Annotated in this window: 19 protein-coding genes; 10 read left to right on the top strand and 9 right to left on the bottom strand. The window is 70.6% G+C overall.

The window, feature by feature from the left end; all coding sequences use genetic code 11:
- Positions 1–31: 31 nt before the first annotated feature.
- Both NL114_RS07205 and NL114_RS07200 read right to left on the bottom strand, forming a co-directional pair.
- Entirely contained in the window at positions 32–685 is a 654-nt protein-coding gene (locus NL114_RS07205; protein ID WP_254824113.1) for a potassium channel family protein, read from the bottom strand.
- Positions 686–707: 22 nt separating this feature from the next.
- A complete protein-coding gene (locus NL114_RS07200) occupies positions 708–2174 on the bottom strand; it encodes an APC family permease (protein WP_254824112.1) in 1467 nt (488 codons plus the stop codon).
- A gap of 223 nt (positions 2175–2397) precedes the next feature.
- Between NL114_RS07200 and NL114_RS07195 the strand changes: the two genes are divergently transcribed.
- From NL114_RS07195 to radA, 5 genes are all read left to right on the top strand, one after another.
- A complete protein-coding gene (locus tag NL114_RS07195; protein WP_254824111.1) occupies positions 2398–3444 on the top strand; it encodes a hypothetical protein in 1047 nt (348 codons plus the stop codon).
- A 66-nt stretch (positions 3445–3510) separates the two neighbouring features.
- On the top strand, positions 3511–4194 hold the full coding sequence (locus NL114_RS07190) for a class I SAM-dependent methyltransferase (protein WP_254824110.1): 684 nt from the start codon (positions 3511–3513) through the stop codon (positions 4192–4194).
- A gap of 69 nt (positions 4195–4263) precedes the next feature.
- Positions 4264–4692, top strand: coding sequence for a DUF2391 family protein (locus NL114_RS07185; protein WP_254824109.1), 429 nt, complete (start codon positions 4264–4266; stop codon positions 4690–4692).
- Positions 4693–4968: 276 nt separating this feature from the next.
- Positions 4969–6177 (top strand): threonine ammonia-lyase, encoded by a 1209-nt coding sequence (gene ilvA / locus NL114_RS07180; RefSeq protein ID WP_254824108.1) that lies wholly within the window; start codon positions 4969–4971, stop codon positions 6175–6177.
- Between the two features lie 240 nt (positions 6178–6417).
- Positions 6418–7452, top strand: a complete 1035-nt coding sequence (radA, locus tag NL114_RS07175; protein WP_254824107.1) for a DNA repair and recombination protein RadA — start codon at positions 6418–6420, stop codon at positions 7450–7452.
- 36 nt (positions 7453–7488) lie between these two features.
- On the opposite strand, the gene endA is transcribed toward radA, so the two are convergent.
- From endA to NL114_RS07160, 3 genes are all read right to left on the bottom strand, one after another.
- On the bottom strand, positions 7489–8565 hold the full coding sequence (endA, locus tag NL114_RS07170; protein WP_254824106.1) for a tRNA-intron lyase: 1077 nt from the start codon (positions 8563–8565) through the stop codon (positions 7489–7491).
- A 75-nt stretch (positions 8566–8640) separates the two neighbouring features.
- On the bottom strand, positions 8641–9435 hold the full coding sequence (locus tag NL114_RS07165) for an endonuclease NucS domain-containing protein (protein WP_254824105.1): 795 nt from the start codon (positions 9433–9435) through the stop codon (positions 8641–8643).
- Between the two features lie 781 nt (positions 9436–10216).
- Positions 10217–11830 carry a tryptophan--tRNA ligase gene (locus tag NL114_RS07160; RefSeq protein ID WP_254824104.1) on the bottom strand — a complete coding sequence of 538 codons (1614 nt, stop codon included), beginning with the start codon at positions 11828–11830 and terminating at the stop codon, positions 10217–10219.
- 254 nt (positions 11831–12084) lie between these two features.
- Here NL114_RS07160 and NL114_RS07155 point away from each other — a divergent pair, with 254 nt between their 5' ends.
- The 4 genes from NL114_RS07155 to NL114_RS07140 all read left to right on the top strand — a co-directional run bounded on the left by NL114_RS07155 (position 12085) and on the right by NL114_RS07140 (position 16915).
- Positions 12085–13032: a DUF7282 domain-containing protein gene (locus NL114_RS07155; RefSeq protein ID WP_254824103.1), complete on the top strand. Its 948-nt coding sequence runs from the start codon at positions 12085–12087 to the stop codon at positions 13030–13032.
- 98 nt (positions 13033–13130) lie between these two features.
- The gene (locus NL114_RS07150) at positions 13131–14195 is read left to right on the top strand and encodes an iron transporter (protein ID WP_254824102.1); all 1065 of its coding nucleotides are present in this window, start codon (positions 13131–13133) and stop codon (positions 14193–14195) included.
- Between the two features lie 54 nt (positions 14196–14249).
- Entirely contained in the window at positions 14250–15542 is a 1293-nt protein-coding gene (locus NL114_RS07145) for a DUF7405 family protein (RefSeq protein ID WP_254824101.1), read from the top strand.
- 68 nt (positions 15543–15610) lie between these two features.
- Entirely contained in the window at positions 15611–16915 is a 1305-nt protein-coding gene (locus tag NL114_RS07140; RefSeq protein WP_254824100.1) for a DUF7405 family protein, read from the top strand.
- Between the two features lie 189 nt (positions 16916–17104).
- On the opposite strand, the gene NL114_RS07135 is transcribed toward NL114_RS07140, so the two are convergent.
- The 4 genes from NL114_RS07135 to NL114_RS07120 all read right to left on the bottom strand — a co-directional run bounded on the left by NL114_RS07135 (position 17105) and on the right by NL114_RS07120 (position 20276).
- Positions 17105–17629 (bottom strand): winged helix-turn-helix transcriptional regulator, encoded by a 525-nt coding sequence (locus NL114_RS07135; protein WP_254824099.1) that lies wholly within the window; start codon positions 17627–17629, stop codon positions 17105–17107.
- Positions 17622–17954: a DUF7471 family protein gene (locus NL114_RS07130; protein ID WP_254824098.1), complete on the bottom strand. Its 333-nt coding sequence runs from the start codon at positions 17952–17954 to the stop codon at positions 17622–17624. The genes NL114_RS07135 and NL114_RS07130 overlap by 8 nt, the downstream gene beginning before the upstream one ends.
- Before the next feature lie 25 nt (positions 17955–17979).
- A complete protein-coding gene (locus tag NL114_RS07125) occupies positions 17980–19062 on the bottom strand; it encodes a DUF7282 domain-containing protein (protein ID WP_254824097.1) in 1083 nt (360 codons plus the stop codon).
- A 107-nt stretch (positions 19063–19169) separates the two neighbouring features.
- Positions 19170–20276 carry a DUF7350 domain-containing protein gene (locus tag NL114_RS07120; protein ID WP_254824096.1) on the bottom strand — a complete coding sequence of 369 codons (1107 nt, stop codon included), beginning with the start codon at positions 20274–20276 and terminating at the stop codon, positions 19170–19172.
- 140 nt (positions 20277–20416) lie between these two features.
- On the opposite strand from NL114_RS07120, the gene NL114_RS07115 reads away from it, so the two are divergent.
- Complete coding sequence (locus NL114_RS07115) at positions 20417–21739, top strand: outer membrane protein assembly factor BamB family protein (protein WP_254824095.1); 1323 nt, start codon at positions 20417–20419, stop codon at positions 21737–21739.
- Positions 21740–21880: the final 141 nt, after the last annotated feature.

Raw genomic sequence — 21880 nt, 5'->3', positions numbered from 1 at the left:
CGGGCCGTGCGTCGCTTCGCCGGCCGCCGTCTCAGCCACGGAACAGCCGCGTGACCTCGTCGGCGACCTGGTTCTCGACGGCGACGAGGTAGCCGTGACCGGGCTCCAGCCGCGTGTCGGACGCCGCGACGGCGTGTCCCGCGGCACCCGACACCACGAGACTGCCCCGCGGGAGCGATACCTCCTGCAGGGTCTTGCCCGCGACGGGGGCACCCTCGGTGACGGTCATCTCGATGATCTCCAGTTCACCGGGGAGGTTCTCGACGGTGCGGACGTCGCCGCCGAGGACGGCGTTGATGGCGGCGGTCGCGCCCGCGCGCTCGGGGAAGACCAGCGCGTCGGCGTAGTCCTCGTACTCCTCGATGTTGCCGTCGACGACACGCATCACCGTCCGGACGTCGGGCGCGAGCCGCCGGGTCAGCAGTGCCACCGAGAGGTTCGTCCCCATCGTGTCGGTCATCGTCGCCACCACGTCCGCGCGGTCGAGGTCGACCTGCTCGAGGACCGACGGATGCGTGGCGTCCCCCTCGATGACCGTCGCGACGTAGGCGTCGAGGACGCGCTCGACGCGGTCCGGGTTCCGTTCGACCATCACGACGTCGTGGCCGCGGGCGTCGAGCAGCCGGGTCACCCGCAGTCCGACCCGCCCACTGCCGACCACGACGACACGCAGGTCCCCGTTCATGCGTCACCCCTGTACGGCATGGCTAATCATCCTCCGGGTCCGACGGGGTCGGTTCGGGGGGCCCTTCGTCCCCGGTTGCCACCTCCGGGCGGCGCTCGAGCGCGTAGTACCCGACCACCCCGAGGGCGATCCAGCCGGCACTCAGCGCCAGCGCCAGCAGGTCGGTCCGGAAGAGGTACTCCACGAGGACCACCGTGAGCAGGAGGTTCAGGCCGATGGCCAGCACCGGCGTCACCGGATAGTACGGGACCTCGTACGGTCGGCGCATGTCCGGGCGCTCCCGTCGCAGTTTGATGAGCGCGCCGTTGACCACGATGAAGGAGAGCAGGAAGAACAGGCTGGACATGTTCCCCGCGCTCTTCGTCGGGAGCGCGACGGAACCGAGCATCACGAGGGCGCTGCCGAGAATCGCGAGGAACGGCGTCCCGAAGCGGTGGTGGATGTGGCCGAAGCGGGGGAGCAACTGGCCCTCCCGTCCCATCGAGAACGCGACCCGCGAGGAGGCGATGACGACGGCGTTCAGCGCCGTGATGGTCGAGAAGACGGCGCCGAAGACGATGACCGCGCCCCCGTTCTGGATGACCGGGAGCCCCTTCGGCATGAACGAGGTCGCCGCCTCGGCGATACCGGCCTCGCCGGCCGCCGCGAGCCCCTCCGCTCCGAGGGTGCCGATGGCGACCGTCACGACGAGCAGGTAGACAACGACCGTCACCGCCAGACTCGCGAAGATGGCCTTCGGGATGTTCTCGCGGGGGTTCTTCACCTCCTCCGTGACGGTGGTGATGAGGTCGTACCCCTCGAAGGCGATGAACGTCAGCCCCATCGCCGGGAGGATGCTGAGCGCGCCGCCGTCGCCGGTGAACAGCGGGTCGAAGTTCTGGAACGTGAAGCTCGTCTCCCCGCCGCCACCCGCCGACAGGAAGCCGAAGGCGACGAAGATGACGAGGATGGTCACCTTGACGATGGTGAATATCGTCTCGACGCTGCCGCTCGCCGCGGTCGAGACGGCGTTCACGAGCACCAGCACGAGGACCGCGGCGAACGCCAGCGCCACCGTCGCCGGAATCGCCGGCAGCAGCGGGAGCGCGACGGCGCCCACCTCGCCCGGCGGTGGGACGTAGCCGTAGACGTGGAGGAGCTCGAGGAAGTTCGGCGCGAACCCCAGCGCGTACAGGCCGCCGGCGATCATGTAGGCGAACCACAGCATCCACCCCATCACGAACGACGGCAGGTCGTCGAAGATCTCCCGGACGAAGGCGTAGCCGCCGCCGCTCTTGGGAATCGCGGAGGCCAACTCCGCGTAGGAGAGCCCTGTGAAGGCGGTAACAACTCCGTTCAGGGCGAAGACCAGGATGGCCGCCGGTCCGGAGAGTTCCGCAGCTAGCCCCGTCAACACGAAGATGCCGGCGCCGATCATCGCCCCCATCCCGATCATCGTCGCGTCGAGCAATCCGAGCTCCGCCGCGGGCTCACGTTCACCGTGGGACATCTACCAGCTCATCTCGGATACCTCGGCCACGGATAATTAACGGTGCGGCCGGAATCGGGCCGGGACATCACTCCGGCCACGGGGCGCCTCCCGAACTCGCGGCCGTGTGCACCCACCACCTCGCGAGGTCCGGCACGGGCGGTACCCGTAGCTGGAGGGCCCAGGTGGAGCGTCATCCCGATGTCCGACGAAGGTTGAAGCGGCGGGCACGACGAGTGGGGACATGGAGGATATCGTCGAGGCCGCGCTCGACCACGCTGCGGCCGAGCAGCGGGACGCCGAGCGGGACGAGGCAGCCTCGGAGTTCGGCCCCCCGCAGGCGGCGGTCATCGGGTGCGGTGCGGCCGGCGGCGAGCGAGTCGGCAGGGTCACCACCACCTACAGAGCCGTGGACGACGTCCGGGAGACGGTCCTGACGGCGGTGTCCGTCTCCGGCGGCGGTGGCGACGACGGTGGCAGGGACGGTGACGGACACCCACCTCACGTCCACGGCATCGACGACACACTGGTGTGGGAGGCACCGGTGACCGACGACCCCCCGACACGGGCAGCGCCCGCGACGGACCCCCCCGACCGACTGGTGTCGCTCGTCGAGGCCGCCGACATCCACGTGCTCACCGGCGCGCTGGGTGACTCTACTGCCCGCCGCCTCCTCCGCCGGACGACCGCGCTCGCGGCACGGGAGGACGCCCCGTCTGTCGTCATCCCGACGTTGCCGGCGGACTCGATGGACTCGTCGGTCCGGGATGCGCTCACTGCACTCCGGTCGACCGCGGACTGCCTGGTTCCCGTCGACCCGGGTCAGCTCCCCCCGGCTCCGGGAGCCGGGTCGGGACAGCCGCCCGTGGCCGGCGTGACCGACCAGCTGGTGTCCGCGGTGCTCGGGTCGACGTCCAGTTCCATGGCGTTCCCGGTCGACCTCGCGACGCTTCACGACCTGTTCTCCGCAGGTCACGTCGCGGTCCCGGTCGTCGCGGCCGTCGACTACGACGCTCCCCTCGTTCGCTCCCCACCTGACCGGGACGCCGTCGAGGCCTCGCTTCGGACCTGCTACGACGGCGCGGGGCTCTCCCTCTCGTCGTCCCCGCAGGGCTGGCTGGCCTACCTCGTCGCGGGCGATGACCTCACGCTGGGCGCGTTCCAGCGCCTGGAACGGACGCTCTCCGAGGTCCTCGTCGACGATGCGGACGTCCCCAGCGTCCGGGGTGGCCACATCGAGGCGTCGCGCGACGGGACGGGACTGCTCTCCTGTTTCGTCCTCTACGAGTAGCGCCGGGGATCGTCGGGTCGGGCCGTCTCTCGAAGAGCGTAACTGGCGCACCCTGCTGGAGTGCGTATGAGCGTTCGCGAGGAGTTCGACACCTGGGCCGCCGACGGCCGCGACCGTGGGATGGAGGACCGCCACTGGCACACCGCAAAGCACGTCCTCGCTCGGATGCCCGTCGAGGAGGGGGAGACGGTGGTCGACCTCGGGACGGGGTCCGGGTACGCGTTGCGAGCGCTCCGGGAGACGAAGGGAGCGGGCCGAGGCTACGGGCTCGATGCGTCCCCCGAGATGCTGCGGAACGCTCGCTCGTACACCGACGACAGTCGGGTGAGCTACGTCCGTGGCGACTTCGACGCGCTCCCGTTCGCGACGGATTCCGTCGACCACGTCTTCTCCATGGAGGCCTTCTACTATGCCTCCGACCCGCTCCGGACGCTCCGTGAACTCCGGCGGGTACTCCGCCCGGGTGGCACGTTCTTCTGTGCGGTGAACTACTACGAGGAGAACGTCCACTCACACGGCTGGCAGGAGAACATCGCCATCGAGATGACCCGCTGGGACCGACAGGAGTACCGCGAGGCGTTCCGGGAAGCCGGCCTCTTCGTCGCAGAGCAGGACAACATCCCCGACAGGGAGACCGAGATACCCCCAGAGACGGCGTTCCCGACGGAGGGATTCGACACGCGTGCGGCGATGGTCGAACGATATCGGGAACTGGGCACCCTGCTGACTGTCGGGGTCGCCCCGGAGTAACAGGGGCACTGGCAGACGGTCAACGGGGGGCCCGGGAGCGTTTTATCGACCGGCGTTCAGTATCGTGGCATGGTCGGACCCTCGCGCCGGTTCAGGACCGCCGACATCGCCCAGCAGGTCGTCGGTGGGTTCCTGCTCGCTGGCCCGTTCGTCGTCACCGAGGAGGTGTGGGTGCTCGCCGTGAGCATGTCCGTCTGGCAGGCCCTGCTCACCGTCGGCATCGTCTTCGCCATCGGCTACGGCGCGCTGTACCAGGCCGACGACCGGGACCCTGACCGTGAGACGGAGGTCGTCGGGGTTCCGGCCCGGTTCATCTCGCTGATGCTCGTCTCCTTCGGCTCCGTGCTCGTGCTCGCGCTGGCGTTCGGCGCTCCCGAGACGTTCCTCTCGGGACTGGGTATCCCCGTCGCGGAGTGGCCGCTGGTCACCGCCTACGCCGTCAGTATCGGCGCCATATTCAGCGTCGTCGGCGCGGCGACGGCTGACTCCGTGTTCTAGACGAGTCGCTTTGCGGCGAGCGGTGGCGGGCTGCCGCACGGGATGTCTGACGTTCGCCCCGTCAGACACGCCTCTATCGTGCGGTTTTCACTTTCACCGCGGACGGCGGGCGTTTATCCACCATCACGGCATCTATCCGAGTGCACACACGCTCCCTTGCTCCCGGGGTGGTCGGGGCGGCTCCCGCTCCGCTTCCCCGAAGCACTCACCGCTCGCCAGCGGCGGCACTCGTCGCCGGGGCGAAGCTACAACTCCCGCGCGCCGGTAGCGCCGCGTATGCTCGATATCGAGGACGTGCGGGCGGCCCGGGACCGCATCGGGGACGTGGTCCGGCAGACCCCGCTCGACTACTCGCACACCTTCTCGCAGCGGACCGGCGCCGACGTGCATCTGAAACTGGAGAACTTCCAGCGGACGGGTGCGTTCAAGATCCGCGGCGCGCTCAACAAGATCCGCCTGCTGGATGAGGCGGACCGGGCGGCCGGCGTCGTGACCGCGAGCGCCGGGAACCACGCACAGGGCGTGGCGCTGGCTGCGACGACCGAGGGCGTCGACGCGAAGGTGGTGATGCCCGAGCAGGCGCCCATCTCGAAGATCAACGCGACCCGCGGGTACGGCGCCGAGGTGGTGCTTGCGGGGGCCGACTACGACGCGGCCGCCGAGCACGCACACGAACTCGAACGCGAGGAGGGCCGGACCTACATCCACGCGTTCGACGACTACGACGTCATGGCCGGGCAGGGGACCATCGGGCTGGAGATGGTCGAGGCGATGCCCGACGTGGACACGGTCGTCGTCCCCATCGGCGGCGGCGGCCTCATCAGCGGCATCGCGACCGTCCTGAAGGCCGAGACGGACGCTCGCGTCGTCGGCGTGCAGGCCGAGGGGGCCTCGGCGGTGGCCGAGTCACTCCGGAAGGGAGAACCCGTCGAGCGCGACCGCGTCGACACCATCTCCGACGGTATCGCGGTCCGGAAGACCGGCGAGAAGACGTTCCCCATCATCGAGGAGCGCGTCGACGAGGTCGTGACCGTGACGGACGCCGAGACGGCGAACGCGCTGGTCGCGCTGCTGGAACGGTCGAAGACGCTGGTCGAGGGGGCCGGGGCGGTACCGCTCGCCGCGGTACTCGAGCGGGCGTTCGACTACGAGGACGACGAGACCGTCGTCACCGCGCTCTGCGGGGGGAACATCGACCTGAACGTGCTCACGACGGTCATCATGCGGGGGCTGGTGGAGTCGGGGCGCTACCTCCGGCTCCGGACGGTGCTGAAGGACCGCCCGGGCGCGCTCGAACAGCTCATCGAGGTCATCTCGGGGGCCCGCGCGAACATCTACGCAATCCAGCACGACCGCACCTCGCGGGATATCGAGATGAACGCCGCCGACGTGAAACTGGACCTGGAGACCCGTGGCCACGAGCACGTCGTGGAACTCGTCGACGCGCTGGAGGCGCACGGCTACGAGGTTGATATCCTCGTGTAACCGTCTATCGCCTGAACTATCTCTCCCGGATAACCGCACCAGCCGTACTTCTACGACACGGTCCGTTCGGTCGGTCTCGGGACGGCGATTCCCCGGATGTCCGCGATGACTTCCGCACCCTGCTGGCTTCCCACCTGAACCCTCGTCTCCGCCTCCGGACAACCACGGTCACGTCTCGCGATTTCACTTTCACCTACCTGTTGACGAGACTTTATATGACGGGGGGCACAACGCCAGGGTATGTCGACGACAGCTGACCTCGAGAACCTCCCCGGTGTGGGTCCCGCAACTGCAGAGAAGCTCAAGGAGAACGGCTACGACTCCTTCCAGTCCATCGCTGTCGCGAGCCCCGCCGAGCTCTCGAACAAGGCCGACGTGGGCGAGTCAAGCGCGGGCGACATCATCAACGCTGCTCGTGAGGCCGCCGACATCGGCGGCTTCGAGACCGGCGCCGACGTGCTGACCCGACGCGAGGAGATCGGGAAGCTCCAGTTCATCATCGACGAGCTGGACGAGCTGCTGGGCGGCGGCGTCGAGACCCAGTCCATCACGGAGGTGTACGGCGAGTTCGGCGCCGGGAAGAGTCAGGTCACCCACCAGCTCTCGGTGAACGTCCAGCTCCCGCAGGAACACGGCGGGCTGGAGGGCCGCGCCATCTTCATCGACAGCGAGGACACGTTCCGCCCGGAGCGTATCGACGAGATGGTCCGCGGGCTCCCCGACGAGGTCATCGAGGCTACCCTGGAAGCCCGCGAGATCGAGGGCGGCGCCGACGACGAGGACGCACTGGAGGCGCTCGTCGAGGACATGCTGGACAAGATCCACGTCGCCAAGGCGTTCAACTCCAACCACCAGATCCTGCTGGCCGAGAAGGCCCAGGAGATCGCTGCCGAGTACGAGGACGACGAGTTCCCCGTCCGGCTGCTCTGTGTGGACTCGCTGACCGCCCACTTCCGCGCGGAGTACGTCGGCCGTGGCGAACTCGCCAACCGCCAGCAGAAGCTCAACAAGCACCTCCACGACCTCGACCGCGTCGGCAACCTCTACAACACCGCGGTCATCGTCACGAACCAGGTGCAGTCGAACCCGGACGCCTTCTTCGGCGACCCGACCAAGCCCATCGGCGGCAACATCCTCGGCCACAAGTCGACGTTCCGGCTCTACCTGAAGAAGTCCAAGCAGGACAAGCGCATCGTCAAACTCGTCGACGCGCCCAACCTCCCCGACGGGGAGGCCGTCATGCGCGTCCAGGGTGCGGGCCTCAAGCCCGAGTGACGGCTGGGACGTAGTTTCTCCTCGGCTCTTCCGCGTTCAGGGTGTGAGCCGTTGGACCCGGAGCCATTCGATATCCGGGCCGTCGGCTGTGCCCCCGGCGGCAGCCGCGTCCTCGCCCTGGCTGTCGACCAGCACGAACACCATCTCCTTGCGGACGCCGTGCGCGAGCCGCACGTCTAGCGCGAGGTCCCGCGGTGCGAACGTGTGGCCGCCCGGCAGCACCCGGACGAGCAACTCCGAGTGCCCCAGTTCCTCGACGCTCTCGACCTCGGCGTAGGTCCGGAAGTCGGCGCCGAACTTGAAGCCGGTCTTGGGGACGACGCCGCGGTCCCGGAGCGTCGTGTAGACCGTGAGCCGGCGGTCGAATCGGCCGCCCTCGGCCTCGCGGCCGCGGGCGAGGACCGCCGCGTGCCCGTCGCCCCGGTCGTCGGCTTGTACGTCCAGCGCCCCGCGCTCGGCGAGGTACGCGGCCTCCACGAGCGAGAGCTGGAGGGCGTCGTCGTCGCGGTCGAGCGGCTGGCCGTAGAATCCCTGTTCGTACAGGCTCTCCGGCGGGTCCCACGCCACGACGCGGTCGCCCAGCAGGGTCGCCGCGACGCCGGCCGGGGGCTCGTGGTCGGTGTCGCCCTCGACGGCAGCACGGCGGGTGTCGAGGTAGGTGATCTCGGACTCCTCGTCGACGACCGCGAGGACGCCACCGTCGAGTTCGGCCGCGGGGACGGTCGTCCGCTCCCCGACGACGTGGACCCGGTGTTCGACGACCTCGTCCCAGGGCCCCTTCCCGCGCGGGTAGACGAGGAAGTCGGCCGTATCGTCGGGGTCGACGGCCTCGCTCCAGCCCTCGCGGGTGGGCGAGCAGTAGAACCCGCGGTCCCGGAGGTCCTTGTAGACGAGGAAGCGGACGGCGAGGCCGTCGACGGCGCTCAGGTACTCGCGGAAGCCCCGGCCGTCGACCGAATCGAGGTCGCCGCGGTAGAGCAGGTGTGCGGCCTCGACCGGCGCGAGGTCCAGCGCGTCACCCGCCGGCCGGCCGTAGCCGCGCGAGTCGTAGAACTGCTCGCGGCCGTTGGCCGGCACCCGGACGATGTCGTCGGTTCGTGACTGTCCCTCCATGGCCGGCCGTTCGCCTCGCCGGGCATAGCGATGACGGTGTGATGACAGCCCCCCACGGGTGCTGTCTCGCCCGGCTCAGCCCCCTTCGTGGCCACAGCCGGCAGCCAGACAGCGCTCGTCACCGGCACCATCGCCCGCCCGCGGTTCGTACGTCGGGAGCCCGCAGTCGCACTCGCCGGCCAGGACGCCGTCGGGGACGGTGGCCGAGAACGTGCAGTCGGGGTAGGCGTCGCAGCCGAGGATGAGCCCGCCCCTGCGGAGCACGCGCAGCGGTTCGCCGCAGTCCGGGCAGTCGAACTCACCGTCGAACGCGGCGGTGACGGCCCGGTCGAGCGACTCGCAGGTCCGGTCCAGACAGACGGTGAACGCGTGACCACGCTCCACCCGGAAGCGGGGAAGGCCGCAGTCCGGGCACGACTCGTCGGTGACGGTCGCGCCCGCGGGCAGGCCGTAGCGCGCCTCGCACGCCACGCAGGCGACCCCGCCGGTGTCCCGGACGAGCGTGCCGCCACAGTCACAGGTTCCGACGGGTGCGCCCGACGCGGAGGTTGGGTGCGTCTCGCGGGCGGCGGCGTCGACCCGGACCCGGAGGCGGCTGTCCCCGTCGACCGCGGTGACGACCGTCTGGTCGCCGTCGGCGCTCGTGGGCCGTTCGCGCTCGACGGTCACGTGCTCGGGGCGCGTGAGCCACGCCACGGGCTGGTAGCCGCTGGCGTCGTGGACGAGCGTGGTCCCGTCGGGCTTGACGACGGTCACGAGCCGGCCGTGCTGCTCGCGCTCGGGCCGCCACGCGCCGTCGCTCCCGTTGTTCGTGAAGAAGGTGGTCGTGCTCTCTCCGGCGATGACCCTGACCGCGTCGGTGTCGGGCATGGGCCCTCTGGCCGCGTCCCCCTATTTCAACTTGAGCCGACCCCCGGTTCCGGGACCAGGAAGCGCGCTGGTACTCTTCTATGATAACGGCGACTGCGGCGACACGAACGGCTACGAAGGCCTCGCGCGCTCCGAAGAGCGACCGAACTGACGGCGGCGACACCTACGAAGCCCTCGCGCTCTCGACCGTCCGGGAATCGCTGCGCTCCTCGGTCGCTCGCGTTGCTCGCTCCCTGCGGTGCTTGCTTCCTCCGGGACGGGTCGAGATCGCTCGCCCTTCGAGTCCGCCAGGAACGGGGCTGGTGGCACGGGCGCAGTGGCCCTGCCCTCCCCCAGGTCGCGCGGGTTCGGCCGCAGGGGCCTCACCACGTGCTCCCGGCCGGAGAGCGGTTGCGCGACCGGCCGGTTCCGGAATCAGGAAGCGCGCCAGCGGCCCTGCCGTGGAGGCCGCGAGCGGAGCGAGCGTGCCGGAACACGCGCGCCGCTGGCGCGGGGAGGTGAGGGGACACGAGCACTCCGCTGGAACCGCCACGCGGAACGCTCGGTGCAACAGACAACAGGGCGGGACTGAAAGGGGCCGCCCGCTCGGCGGTTCCCGGGCGAAGCAAGCACCGCAGGCCGAACGAAGTGAGGCCGAGGAGCGCAGCGAGCCCCGGAACCCCGAGCGGGCGGGGGCTTTCAACAGGATCCAGTTTCGCTGATTGGACCTCAATTTAGCCAGATAACGCATTTGCAATCTACTAAAAGTGCAAATAAGATTGAAAATTTCCAGATATCCGAACTATCTCTTCCGCGGGCTCTCCAGTTCGATGTCCAGCTCCTCCAGCAACTCGGCAGCCTCCTCGCGCTTCTCCTGGTGTTCGTCGAGGAACTCGCGCATCAGCGTCGCGGCCTGCTCCTTGCAGTCGCCACAGAGCCGCTCGCCGCCGACGCACTCCTCGTACACCTCGGCGGCGAACTCGTCGTCGTCGCCGGCCAGCAGGTACGCATAGAGTTCGTAGACGGGGCACTCGTCGGCCTCGCCGCCGAGTTCGCGCTGTTTCTCGGCGGTTTCGCGCCCGCCCGTCGCGGCGGATTTGACCTTATCGTACCCGTCCTCCGGGTCGTCGAGCAGTGAGATGTGGCTCGCCGGGACCGACGAGGACATCTTCCCGCCCGTGAGCCCGGTCATGAAGCGGTGGTACACCGAGGACGGCGGCTGGAAGCCGTAGCCGCCGTGCTCGACCTCCACCTCGCGGGCGAGGTCCTCGGCCGCCGCCCGGTCCATATCAAACGCGTCGACGTGGCCCTCGAAGACCCGCTTCTCGCCCTCGACGGCGTCGATGAGCGCCTCGAACGCCTCGTCGGTCGCGTTCCGGTCGAGGAAGCGCACGCGCGGGCGGAGGGGTTCCTTGCCGCCCGAGTCGAGGCTCTCGACCGCGCCTGCGCGGGCGTCGCTCGCGTCGGCGTGCTCGCGGAGCCAGTCGGCCGCGTCCTCGCAGCGCACCGGGCCGTCGTCCTCGCCGCGTTCGGCCTCCAGCGCCTCGTACGCCCGGGCGAGGAGGTCGCGCTCCTCGTCGTCGACCTCGAAGCTGGCGTACCCCTCGGTCACCTTGAAGAAGCGCATCCGCGCCGCGAGGTCCCGTGCCAGCCGGACGTGCGGGTCCTGGTCCGGGCCGACCGGGATGACGACCGGTCGGGGTTTCTCCAGTTGCGGGTAGAGGATGTCGGCCATCTGCGTGACGACCGACTGCATGTACGACACCTCGGTCTCGCCGTCGAAGTCGTAGATGGCCGAGAGTTCGGAGAAGTTCGCCTTCGTCCCGAGCTCGAACGCGAGGTCCTGCACCTCGCGGTTGGTGGACTGGCGGTAGAGCTCACCCTCCCCGGGGTCGAAGCCGAGCGCGAGCAGCGAGAGCAGGTACGAGCGCGTGTGCTCGTCGATCTCGTCCCACGAGAGCCCGCGGGCGGCGTGGGCCTCGAGGTCCGCGATGAGGCCGAACGCGTCGGCCCCCTGCTCCTGATGCCAGATGATCTCATCGAAGACCATCTTGTGGCCGATGTGCGGGTCGCCGGTGGGCATGAACCCCGAGAGGACGGCGGCGTCGGCGGGCTCGTCCGGGCCCGTGGTGTCGTTGCGCATCGCGCGGGCCACGCGGCCGTAGTCGCGGTGGCCGAAGAGGACGCCCCGGCGCATCAGGTAGTGCGGCTCGGGGACCTCGGGGAGGACGTCGTCGAACTCCTCGATGCCGAACTCCTCGAACAGCTTGCGGTAGTCCCCGACGGTCGAGGAACCCCACGGGTCCAGCGCGACGTCGTCCGCTCCTGCTGCGCTCCCTCCATCGGCGACCGGTGTCCCGGTGTCGGCCGCGGAGGGAGGCGTGTCGTCGCTCCCGTGAGTGTCGTCGTCGGTCATCCGTACAGGTCTGGCGAGGGCGTGTCACCGCAAAAAGCGTTCGTTCGGGTGGGGCGGGCTGGCACGGGGGAAGGCGCGCGGTGATAGTATCGATTGCGACGCCTCCGGGCCCCTCGGCCGCTCCGGGGCCGCGGGGCTCGCTGCGCGCGCCCGTCCGACTGACAGGTAGCGTCTGCTCGTGGACGGTGGCAGCAGCGTGGGACCACCGGGGATGAACCCGCAGCCTCTTGGGCCCGGGTATCGAACGTCCGGCCATGCGACCGGGTGCCGCAACGCTGACCCTCCTCGTGCTGGCCGCTGCGCTCGTGGGTGCGGGCGTCGCGGGCGGACACTCGGTGAACTACGTCTCCGCGGACGCGCAGGTGACCCCCGACGGGACGGTCCTCGTCGAGGGAGCCTTCGTCGAGGAGTCCGGCTGGGCCGTGCTCCACGAGCGGACCGCGGACGGCTACGGCGAGGCGCTCGGGGCGACCCGGCTCCCGCGCCGGAACGCCTTCTACACGGATATTGCGGTCACCATCGAGGACGACGCGTGGGGCAACTGGACCACACGGAAGGTCGTCGTGGTCCTCCACGGCGAGGACGGGGACGGCGAGTACACCAGCGCGGACCCGCCGCTGGGTGGGTTCGGCGTCGTCGTCACCGACCGGTTCGTCGTCGAACCGGGCCACCGGGCCGTCGTCACCGGTGAGGACGACTTCCCCCAGCGTGCCGACGGGCCGAGCGTGACCGTCCGGCGGGCGACCCTGCCCGAGCGCGGGCACCTCGTCGTCCGCAACCGGACCGCCGACGGCCGCGTCGTCGGCGCGCGGACGCTCGGTGCCGGCACGCACGAGAACGTCTCCGTCGCGGTGAACGACTCGTTCTACGCGGCGACCGAGGGGTCGTTCGCGGCGCGCGTGAGCCTCCACCGCGACGACGGGGACGGGCAGTTCGACGGCGACGAACCGGCGGTCCGCGCGGGCAACGAGAGCGTCGCCACCCGGTTCAGCGTCGAACCCGAGCGGGCGGGCGGCATCGTCACGACACCGGTCCCGACGACCGCGCCGCCGGGCGGGGACGACGGGGCCACCAGGCCCCCGAGCGCGACGCCCGGCGACGACACGACCGAGGTGGCCGGCCAGCCTGGCTTCGGTCCCGTGGTGGCCATCGTGGCAGCCATCGTGGCCGCGCTAGCGCTCGGCAGCGGCCGGCGCCCCTGAACCCACCCTCCCGCGCGGACGCCCGTCTCCCGAGTCCCACGACGGTTTCGACGGTCGGACCAGAACCCGTTTTGGCGGGGAGACCGGACGAGGAGCCAATGCAACGACGCGATCTCCTGCTGGGCGCCGGTGCCGCGGGTGCGACCGCGCTAGCCGGGTGTGGGGGGCTCGTCGAGACCCGCTCGCTCTCCAGCCCGCCGGTCCTCTCGAACCGCCCCGACGCCGTCTACTTCCCCACCCACGTCGAGGGGATGCAGATGACCGGGACGGGGGAAGCAGGCGACTACAAGTTCGCCCTGATGTACAGCTATCCCCACCGGTTCTGGAACGTCAACGGGGACGAGGTCCAGAAGACGAGCATCGAGGACGACGACGACGTCCACCTGATGGCGAGCGTCTGGGACCCCGAGACCGGCACCGTCCTCCCGGAGACCGGCCTCGACGTCGAGATAACGAAGGGGGGCGACCTCGTCACACAGGAGGTCATCTACCCGATGCTCTCCCAGCCGATGGGCTTTCACTACGGCGCGAACTTCTCCCTTGACGGCGACGGGAGCTACGACGTGACCCTCTCCGTCGGCGGGATGAACATCCGGCGGACGGGCGCGTTCCAGGGCAGGTTCGGCGACCCCGCCGAGACCACCATCGGGTTCGACTACAGCAAGGCCGAGCGCGACGAGATCACCTTCCAGGAGACGCCCGACAAGGCGGGCAAGCAGATGGCCCGCGAGCCGATGGAGATGGAGATGCTGCCCCAGTCGACGCTGCCGCCGGGCGAGGAGCTGCCGGGCACGGTGCGCGGGACGGCCGAGACGGGTGACGCGAAACTCGTCGTGACCACGCTCGAATCGCCGCCCGAGGGTGTCGACGCGCCCGACGGTTCGCAGTACCTCGCCGTCTCGGCACGGACCCCGTACAACCGGATGGTCCTGCCCGCGATGGCGATGGCGGGGACGCTGACGAGCGGCGGCGAGACCGTCTTCGACGGCGCCCTGACGCGGACGCTCGACCCGGACCTGAACTACCACTACGGCGCGGCCGTCGAGTCGGTCCCGTCGGGCGCCGACCTCGAACTCCGGGTGACGACCCCGCCACAGGTCGCCCGGCACGAGGGGTACGAGACGGCGTTCCTGGAGATGCCCGCGACGGAACTAACACTGTGACCGCCGAGGAGACAGAGACATGACCAGCACGACCCGACCGGAGGCGAGCGAGGTATGGTGAGCAAGGACACGGAACGGAGCCGCCGCGAGTTCGTGAAGGCGGCCGTCGCCATCGGCGGCGCGAGCGCGCTGTCGGCCTGCACCGACCGGCTGCCGGGCGGCGGGCCCGACGCGCCGAGCGGGAGCGACCCGGCCTCGCGTCCGGCCCGCCAGTACGCCTGGGATGGCGCCCTCCCGACGGACGATGCCGGCAACGTCCGCAACGCCCGCCACCACGTCCTCCTGCTGCTGGACCTGCCGGGCGACGGGACGCCGAGCGCCGGGGACCGCGAGGCCGTCGGGACCGTGCTCGACGACCTCGACCGCGCCTACGAGTGGAGCGCGGACGGCCTGCTGTTCACGGTCGGTTACTCGCCGTTCTACTTCGACCGGTTCGACGCCGACCTGCCGGGGAACGTCGACCTGCCGGAACCGGAGGCGCTCTCCTCGTTCGAGGACCCCGTCCTCGAGGACCCGGACGCCGTTCTCCACCTCGCCAGCGACCACGGGCCGGTCGTGCTGGCGGCAGAGGAGGCCCTGCGCGGGAACAGGGAGGAAGCGAACGGACAGTCGTTCGGCGCCGCGCTGACCGACGCCTTCGAGGTCCGGGACCGTCGGACCGGCTTCGTCGGAACGGGGCTCCCCGCCCAGCACCAGGACGTCGAGGGCGTCCCCGACGACGAGCCCGTCTCCGAGGACGCGCCGCTGTACATGGGCTTCAAATCCGGCTTCAAGAAGAACCAGGCCACCGAGGACCGTGTCGCCATCTCGCAGGGCGCGTTCGCGGACGGGACGACCCAGCACGTCTCCAAGCTCCGGCTCCGGCTGGAGGACTGGTACGGCGAGCAGGACCACGAGAACCGCGTCGCGGAGATGTTCTGTCCGGCCCACGCCGAGGAGGGGAAGATTCCGGAGGGCGGCACCGGCGAGTCGCTGGGGACCGACTCCGGGATGGACGACTGCCAGGACCCATCCGAGAGCGCCCGGGAGCACGGGCGCGTCGGCCACTCCCAGAAGATGGCCACCGACGCCCGCGAGGACGACTCGCCGCTCATCATCCGGCGCGACTTCGACTCCACCGACGACGGCCAGGCGACCCTCCACTTCGTCGCGCTCCACGAGGCCATCGCGGACTTCGCGGAGACCCGCAAGGCGATGAACGGCGAGGAGCTCACGGAGAACCCGGCCATCCGCCAGCGCGTCAACAACGGCATCCTCGAGTACACGTTCGTCCGGCGGCGGGGGAACTACCTGCTGCCGCCGCGCTCGCTGCGTGCGCTGCCGACGCCGACCGGCGCGGGCGAGTGACCGCGAGGGAGGGGTCCGCGGGGAAACCGCCCGAAGGAGGCTTATCCGCGGCGGACCAAGGTGGGCGCATGACAGACCGGAGCCGCCGCGACGTGCTGAAAGCGGCCGTCGCGGTCGGGGGGAGCGTGGGGCTGTCGGCGTGTCTCGACGCCGTCGGCTACCAGGGCGAGGACCGCCCGCCCGTGCCGTCGGGGCCGGCGGACCTCTCGACGCTCCCGACGCGGCAGTTCGCCTGGGGCGAGTTCATCCGCCGCGACGAGTTCGGCAACGAGCAGTTGCCGCGCCACCAGACGCTGCTCTATCTGGACCTGCCCGGCGAGGGGGCGCCGACCCCCGACCAGCGCGCGACCGTCGAGCGCGCGCTCACCCGGCTGGACGAGGCGTACGCGTGGTCCCACGAGGGACTGTTGCGCTCGATCGCGTACTCACCGGAGTACTTCCAGCGCTACGGCTCGCTCCCCGAGGGCGTGGACATCTACCCCGCCGAGCGGCTCTCCGCGTTCGAGACGCCCGACTTCGACCGGCAGGACGCGCTGGTCCACCTCGCCAGCGACCGCCCGGGCGCGCTGCTGGAAGCGGAGCTCGCGCTCACCGGCGAACGCGCGACGGCCAACGGCGTCGCGTTCGATGCCGCGCTCACGGATGTCTTCGAGGTCGCCGACCGCCGGACCGGCTTCGTCGGCGCCGGCCTCCCCGCCTCGAAACAGGAGGGGCTGGAGGGGGTTCCGGCGGACGGCCCCGTCCCGGAGGCGAGTCCGCTGTTCATGGGGTTCAAGGCCGGCTTCAGACGGAACCAGGCGCCCGAGGACCGCGTCACCATCCGGGAGGGCCCGTTCGCCGGCGGCACCACGAAGCACGTCGCCAACCTCCGCCAGCGGCTGGCCGACTGGTACGGCGAGCAGGACTTCACCCAGCAGGTGATGGAGATGTTCTCGCCGATGCACGCCGAGAACGACTGGGTCGAGGGGGTCGGCGAGAACCTGGGCGACGACTCCCGCGTGGACGCAACGCTCGACACCATCCGCGAGCAGGCCCGCGAGCACGGCCGCGTGGGCCACGCGCAGAAGGCCGCCCGCGCGAACCGGGACGAGGACGGCGGGGTGAAACTCAACCGCCGGCACTTCGAGTCCGCCGACGACGGCATCGCGGCGTTGCACTTCCCGTCACTCCAGCGCGAGATGTCGGAGTTCGACGCCGTCCGCGAGGCGATGAACGGCCAGGACCTGACCGAGGTGACGCCCGCGGTGCGACAGCGCGTGAACAACGGCATCCTCGAGTACATCTTCGTCCGACACCGGGGCAACTTCCTCGTGCCGCCGCGCTCGCTCCGGGCGCTTCCGACTCCTGATGGCGAGGCGCCGTTCGAGGATTAAACGTCCTCTATATTAGAAAAAATATAATTTACGAGTTTATATGTGGTTCTACAGGTTAAAATGGCGGCAGAGCGCGAGGGATACGGGGTTGTCCGTGTTGTCGATGAGACCGGGTGAAATATCTCGGATGCTACTCGATCACTCTCTAACTCGTCTACATTGTCGATAACTGGGTGTTGCTGAACTTACTCACTCGGCAAGTAGCGAATCCACCAGCCGCGTGAACCGGTCCACCAGCCGCTCGGGGAGCGACGGCTCGGCCCGCTGCAGGAGTCGTGCCGTCCGTTCCGGCTCCGCCAGCGCCAGCACCACGCGGTTCCCGTCGCGCTCCGTCCGGACCACGCCGGCCTCGCTCAGTCGGTCGACGTGCCACGAACAGGTCGAGCGGGCGATACCGACGCGCTCGGCGGTTTCGCTGGCGCCGAGCGGCCCCGCCGCCAGCAGCTCGGCGACGATGTCCGCGCTCGTCTCGCGGTGGAGCAGCGCCAGCGCGGCCCGCTCCCAGTCGTCGAACTCGGGCGGGTAGTAGTGGGTCCGGCCGAACAGGTCGGCGGCGACGACGCGGTCGGCACGGGTGAGCCGCTTCAGGTGGTACTGGACCTGTCCGGGCGCGAGGTCCAGCACCCGGGTCAACTCGTTGAAGTGGACGCCCGGGCGCTCGTGGACGTGGTCGTGGATCGCCCGCCGGGTCGCGTTCTCACGCGTCTCAGTCATCGTCGACCACCTCGCGCTCGGTGTCGGTGTCGGCGTTCGCCCGCCTGCGAACCGAGCGGGCCGTGTAGACGGCGGCGATGACCAGCGCGGCCATCAGCACGTCCAGCACGTGCTCGGCGAGATGGTGGTCGGGGTCCGTCAGCAGGCCGGCCATCGCGGCCGACGCCACCGCGACGCGGATGAGGAGCGTCGCGAGCGCGAGCGCCACCAGCAGGTACGGCCGGGAGCGCCGGCGGGCAAAGCCCGCGAGCGCCAGTCCGAGTAGCGTGGCCGCTGCGACACCCGCGAGTGCCAGCAGCACGATGAGCAGCGGCCCGTTCGCCATGCAGGTGGGTAGTCATCGTTCGTGTTTAGGTCCGTCGGCGCCGTCCGCCCGCCGCGAGCACGGCCACGACGGCCACTACCGCGACCAGCACGCCGAATCCGGGCTGGCCGTCCGTACTCGTGACGGTCGGGTCGGTGGCGGTCGTCGTTCCGGCACCCGTCGCCGTGGAACCGTCCGCCGCTTCGGCCGTCGCGGTCGTGACGAGGCCGCCGTCGTCGCTCTCGTCCGTCCCGTCGGTCGCGCTCGGGGTGGTCACCGCCGCGCCGTCGCCATCGCTGCCGTCCGCTCCCTCGCCTCCGGCCTCGCCGCCGCCCGCGGCGTCCGTCCGGTTGAGGAAGACGAAGGTGGTGACCGGCTCGTCGCCCGCGCGAACCGGCTCGTCGCCGGGGCCGAAGCTCCCGTCGCCGTCGTCGCGGTAGACGGTGAAGCCGATGCGGGCGCGGGCGTCCTGACGCTCGTAGTACTCCTCGTCCAGTTCGACGGTGACGTTGCCGTGGGTCCCGGCTGACAGCGCGGTCGACCCCACGGGTTCCAGCGCGGTCTCGTTCTCGTCGCCAGCGTTGGTCACGTTCCGCGCGACGAGATGCCCGTCTCTCGGCAGTCGTGCGGTCCGGACGGTCACGCGTGGCCCGTCGGTCTCCTGGGGGCTGAACGCCCGGGTGCCGACGTAGGCGCCCGGGCCGCGTTCGAGCGTGAACCGGTCGGTCGCCTCCCGACCGAAGAAGGTCAGGACCGGGTCCTCCTCGCGGTCGAAGCCGCTCGACCCCTCGTCGTTGTGGAGCGCGATGTGGACGGTCCCGGCCTCGCCCTCGCTCCAGTCGCTCCAGGCCGCCTCGTCGATGGTCACTCCCAGGTCGGTGCGGAAGCCGGCGCCGCTCAGCCGCTGCGAGGCGAGCAGCTCGCCCCGCTCGCCATCGTCGTCGCGGTAGAGCGCGATCCAGGCGTCGTCGGCGACGTACGCCGTCTCCACCAGTACGGTCCCGTCGGCCGAGACCTGCGGGTCCGCACGGACGTCGTTGACGTGGGCGCTGACCGGCAGTGGAACCGCCGCCAGCGCCGCCACGCAGGCCAGCGCGAGCGCCGCCGCGACGAGGGAGCGTCGTTGCACTGCCCGTACGCTGTCGCTCGTCCCGTATAGCCTGTTTCCCAATTCGGACCAGAATTGCACGGTCGCGCCGGTTGCACGGGCGCGGCGGTCGAACGGATCCCGCCCGCTCAGACCGTGAACGTCATCGGCTCCATCTGCAGGAACGCCCGCTCGTACCCCTCGTGCCGGGCGACCTGTGGCGGCGTCGGGACCCGGAGTTCGACCTCGTCGCCGGCCTGGACCCCGCCCTCGACGGCCGCGCCGTAGTGGTAGCCCAGGTCGGGGTCCAGCGTCCGGGCGAGCGCGCCGTCGAACACCGTCTCTCCGTCCCGGGTGACGGTCGCCTCGACCGCCATCGACGGCAGGACGATGCGATTGTACGGGGTCCGGGTCGAGGTGGCGAGGTAGTGTTCGGCCCCGAACCGGCTCGCGGTGTCGCCCGAGAGCTGCGTCGAGAGGAAGACGGCGTCGTCGCTGGTCGTCTCCGCGAGGAACTCGCCGGGCAGATCCGCCTTCGCGGGGGCGTACGCCTGTGGCATCATCCCCATCTCCATCGGCTGGACCGCGCCGCGCTGCCCGTACTGCTCCAGTTCCTCGACGGTCACCTTCGAGCGCTCCGTCTCGTTGAACGCGAACGGGAGGTCGATGGTGGTCGGCTCGCCGAACTTCCCCTCGAAAGCGCCCGTCCGGCGGGTACTCATCCCGCCGATGCTCACCCGCGCGACGTACTCCCCGTCGCCGTCGAGCGGGAAGTTCCCGCCCCAGTGGAACCCCATCCGCTGGGAGAGCATCGGGTAGATGACCTCCTGGCTCACGAGCGAGTCGTTCTGGAGGATCTCGACGGAGACGCCCACCTCGGGGAGGACCGTGTTCGTCTCCGGGTCCCAGACGACGGCCATCAGGTGGACGCTGTCCGAGGACTCCTTCGGCGTCTGCTCCAGCTCCGACCCGACGACGTTCCAGAAGACGTGCGGGGCGGCGTACATCAGCCCGGCGGCGTAGCCGTCCGCCGTCTCCGTCCCCTGCATCGCCATCGTCTCGGAGAACCGCTGGACGTAGACCCCCTCCGGGAGCGACGCGTCGTCGGCCTGCGTGGGTGTTCCGCCGCTGCCACCGGCCGGCGTGGGTGTCGGGCTCGCACCGCCCCCGCCGTCCCCGCCGTCGGTTCCCGTGCAGCCTGCCAGCGCGAGGGCCCCGGCCACTCCACCCGCCCGCAGGAACTCTCGTCTGTCCATTCTTGCGTGGGGTACGCGAGAGACGTCGAAAGGGGTTCTGGTCCGACCGTCGAAACCGCGGCGCTCGGCGCCTCGGTTGCCCGTTTCCGTTACCCGACCGGAGCGACAGGCGTTTGCCGCTCGCTCGCCGACTCCGGGATATGGACTCGCCGCTGGGTGACGATGGGTCGTCCGCGGGCGCGTCCGCGGACGACCGCCGGTGCCCGCGCCTGCCCTCCCGTGCGCTCGTCGCGCTCGCGTTCGCGGCCCTGCTCGTCATTGCGGGCTGCACCCTCCCCGGGGGCGACACCGCCAGCGACGACGACCTGACGGCCAGCGTCGACTGGGTCGCCGGCGACTCCGAGGTCCTCGGTAACCACCACTCGCCCGGTGTCGGGCGGCTCCCGGGCGTGAACGGGACCGACGGCGTCGTCGTCGCACACCCCCTCGGCGGCCGCGGCGACGAGGAGGGCTGCCGACTGCTCGCGCTGAACGGGAGCGGCGGGGAGCGCTGGACCGCTCCGATCCCGCCCGAACACTGCACCATCCACGCCGTCGCGGACCCCGTCGTCGCGGACTTCCTCGGCGGCCCTGCACCCGAGGTCATCGCCTCGACCACGGCGTCCGAGACGGTCGCCTACGACGCCCGGAGCGGGGAACGCCGCTTCGCCGTCTCGCTCACCGACTACGGCTACGTCACGCCCGTCGTCGCGGACCTCGCCGGCGACGACGCGCCCGAACTCGTGACGGTCGACGCCCGTGGCGAACTGCTCGTCGTCCGTCCCGACGGCGTGGTCTGGCGGCGCTCGCTCGGTGCCTACACCTTCGCGGACCCCGTCGTCGATGACTTCGACGCCGACGGCGCGCCGGAGCTCGTCCTCGGAACCGGGGACGGCCACGTCGTCGCCTTCACCGGCGACGGCGTCAGTGACTGGAACGTCTCCGTCGACGGCACCATCGTCTGGGCGACGGCCGTCGACGTGGACGACGACCCGGCCGTCGAGTTCCTCGTCACGACCGCCGACGGCGAGATAATCGCGCTCGACGGCCGCGACGGCGCGGTCGAGTGGCGGCACGGCGTCCCGGGCGACCTCGCGGCGGTCGGCCCCGCCCTCGACGGGGACGACGACGGCACGGTCGAGGTCTACGTGACGGGTGAGGATGCCCGTGTCCGGGCGCTGGACGGGGGCACGGGCGCGGTCGAGTGGACGAGCGACCCGCTCTCGGAAGCACCGCTCCGCTCGGTCCCGCCCGCGACGGCCGGCGACGTGGACGGTGACGGCCGGCCGGAGGTCGTCGCGGTGACGGGAGACGGCGTCGTCGCGGTCCTCGCGGGCGACGGGACCGTCCGGGCGACGTTCGAGCGCGAGGGCGACCGCGCGCTCTACACGCCCGCCGTCACGGCCGACGTGGACGCCGACGGTCGGGCCGAGGTGCTGGTGCCGTACGGCGACGGCCGACTCCACGCCGTCTCGTTCGACTGACGGTCCGGGGGCTGCACGGCGCGGGCGCGGGGCGCCGCGGCTGCATGGTGGACGCTGGGCGCTCTACGTCGGCGCGCCCGCCCGCTGTCGGCGTGGCTGTCGCTGGGATGGTAGCTGACGATAGAAGGTGCGGGAGGGTCC

This window comes from Haloglomus halophilum, assembly GCF_024298885.1.
Lineage (GTDB): Archaea > Halobacteriota > Halobacteria > Halobacteriales > Haloarculaceae > Haloglomus > Haloglomus halophilum.
Note: the sequence above shows the minus strand (reverse complement) of the source record. Positions and strands in the feature narration are given on the sequence as shown.

Excerpts from the sequence above, each read along its gene's own strand:
- NL114_RS07205 (WP_254824113.1), bottom strand. The coding sequence starts at position 685 with ATGAACGGGGACCTGCGTGTCGTCGTGGTCGGCAGTGGGCGGGTCGGA.
- NL114_RS07200 (WP_254824112.1), bottom strand. The coding sequence starts at position 2,174 with ATGTCCCACGGTGAACGTGAGCCCGCGGCGGAGCTCGGATTGCTCGAC.
- NL114_RS07195 (WP_254824111.1), top strand. The coding sequence starts at position 2,398 with ATGGAGGATATCGTCGAGGCCGCGCTCGACCACGCTGCGGCCGAGCAG.
- NL114_RS07190 (WP_254824110.1), top strand. The coding sequence starts at position 3,511 with ATGAGCGTTCGCGAGGAGTTCGACACCTGGGCCGCCGACGGCCGCGAC.
- NL114_RS07185 (WP_254824109.1), top strand. The coding sequence starts at position 4,264 with ATGGTCGGACCCTCGCGCCGGTTCAGGACCGCCGACATCGCCCAGCAG.
- ilvA (WP_254824108.1), top strand. The coding sequence starts at position 4,969 with ATGCTCGATATCGAGGACGTGCGGGCGGCCCGGGACCGCATCGGGGAC.
- radA (WP_254824107.1), top strand. The coding sequence starts at position 6,418 with ATGTCGACGACAGCTGACCTCGAGAACCTCCCCGGTGTGGGTCCCGCA.
- endA (WP_254824106.1), bottom strand. The coding sequence starts at position 8,565 with ATGGAGGGACAGTCACGAACCGACGACATCGTCCGGGTGCCGGCCAAC.
- NL114_RS07165 (WP_254824105.1), bottom strand. The coding sequence starts at position 9,435 with ATGCCCGACACCGACGCGGTCAGGGTCATCGCCGGAGAGAGCACGACC.
- NL114_RS07160 (WP_254824104.1), bottom strand. The coding sequence starts at position 11,830 with ATGACCGACGACGACACTCACGGGAGCGACGACACGCCTCCCTCCGCG.
- NL114_RS07155 (WP_254824103.1), top strand. The coding sequence starts at position 12,085 with ATGCGACCGGGTGCCGCAACGCTGACCCTCCTCGTGCTGGCCGCTGCG.
- NL114_RS07150 (WP_254824102.1), top strand. The coding sequence starts at position 13,131 with ATGCAACGACGCGATCTCCTGCTGGGCGCCGGTGCCGCGGGTGCGACC.
- NL114_RS07145 (WP_254824101.1), top strand. The coding sequence starts at position 14,250 with ATGGTGAGCAAGGACACGGAACGGAGCCGCCGCGAGTTCGTGAAGGCG.
- NL114_RS07140 (WP_254824100.1), top strand. The coding sequence starts at position 15,611 with ATGACAGACCGGAGCCGCCGCGACGTGCTGAAAGCGGCCGTCGCGGTC.
- NL114_RS07135 (WP_254824099.1), bottom strand. The coding sequence starts at position 17,629 with ATGACTGAGACGCGTGAGAACGCGACCCGGCGGGCGATCCACGACCAC.
- NL114_RS07130 (WP_254824098.1), bottom strand. The coding sequence starts at position 17,954 with ATGGCGAACGGGCCGCTGCTCATCGTGCTGCTGGCACTCGCGGGTGTC.
- NL114_RS07120 (WP_254824096.1), bottom strand. The coding sequence starts at position 20,276 with ATGGACAGACGAGAGTTCCTGCGGGCGGGTGGAGTGGCCGGGGCCCTC.
- NL114_RS07115 (WP_254824095.1), top strand. The coding sequence starts at position 20,417 with ATGGACTCGCCGCTGGGTGACGATGGGTCGTCCGCGGGCGCGTCCGCG.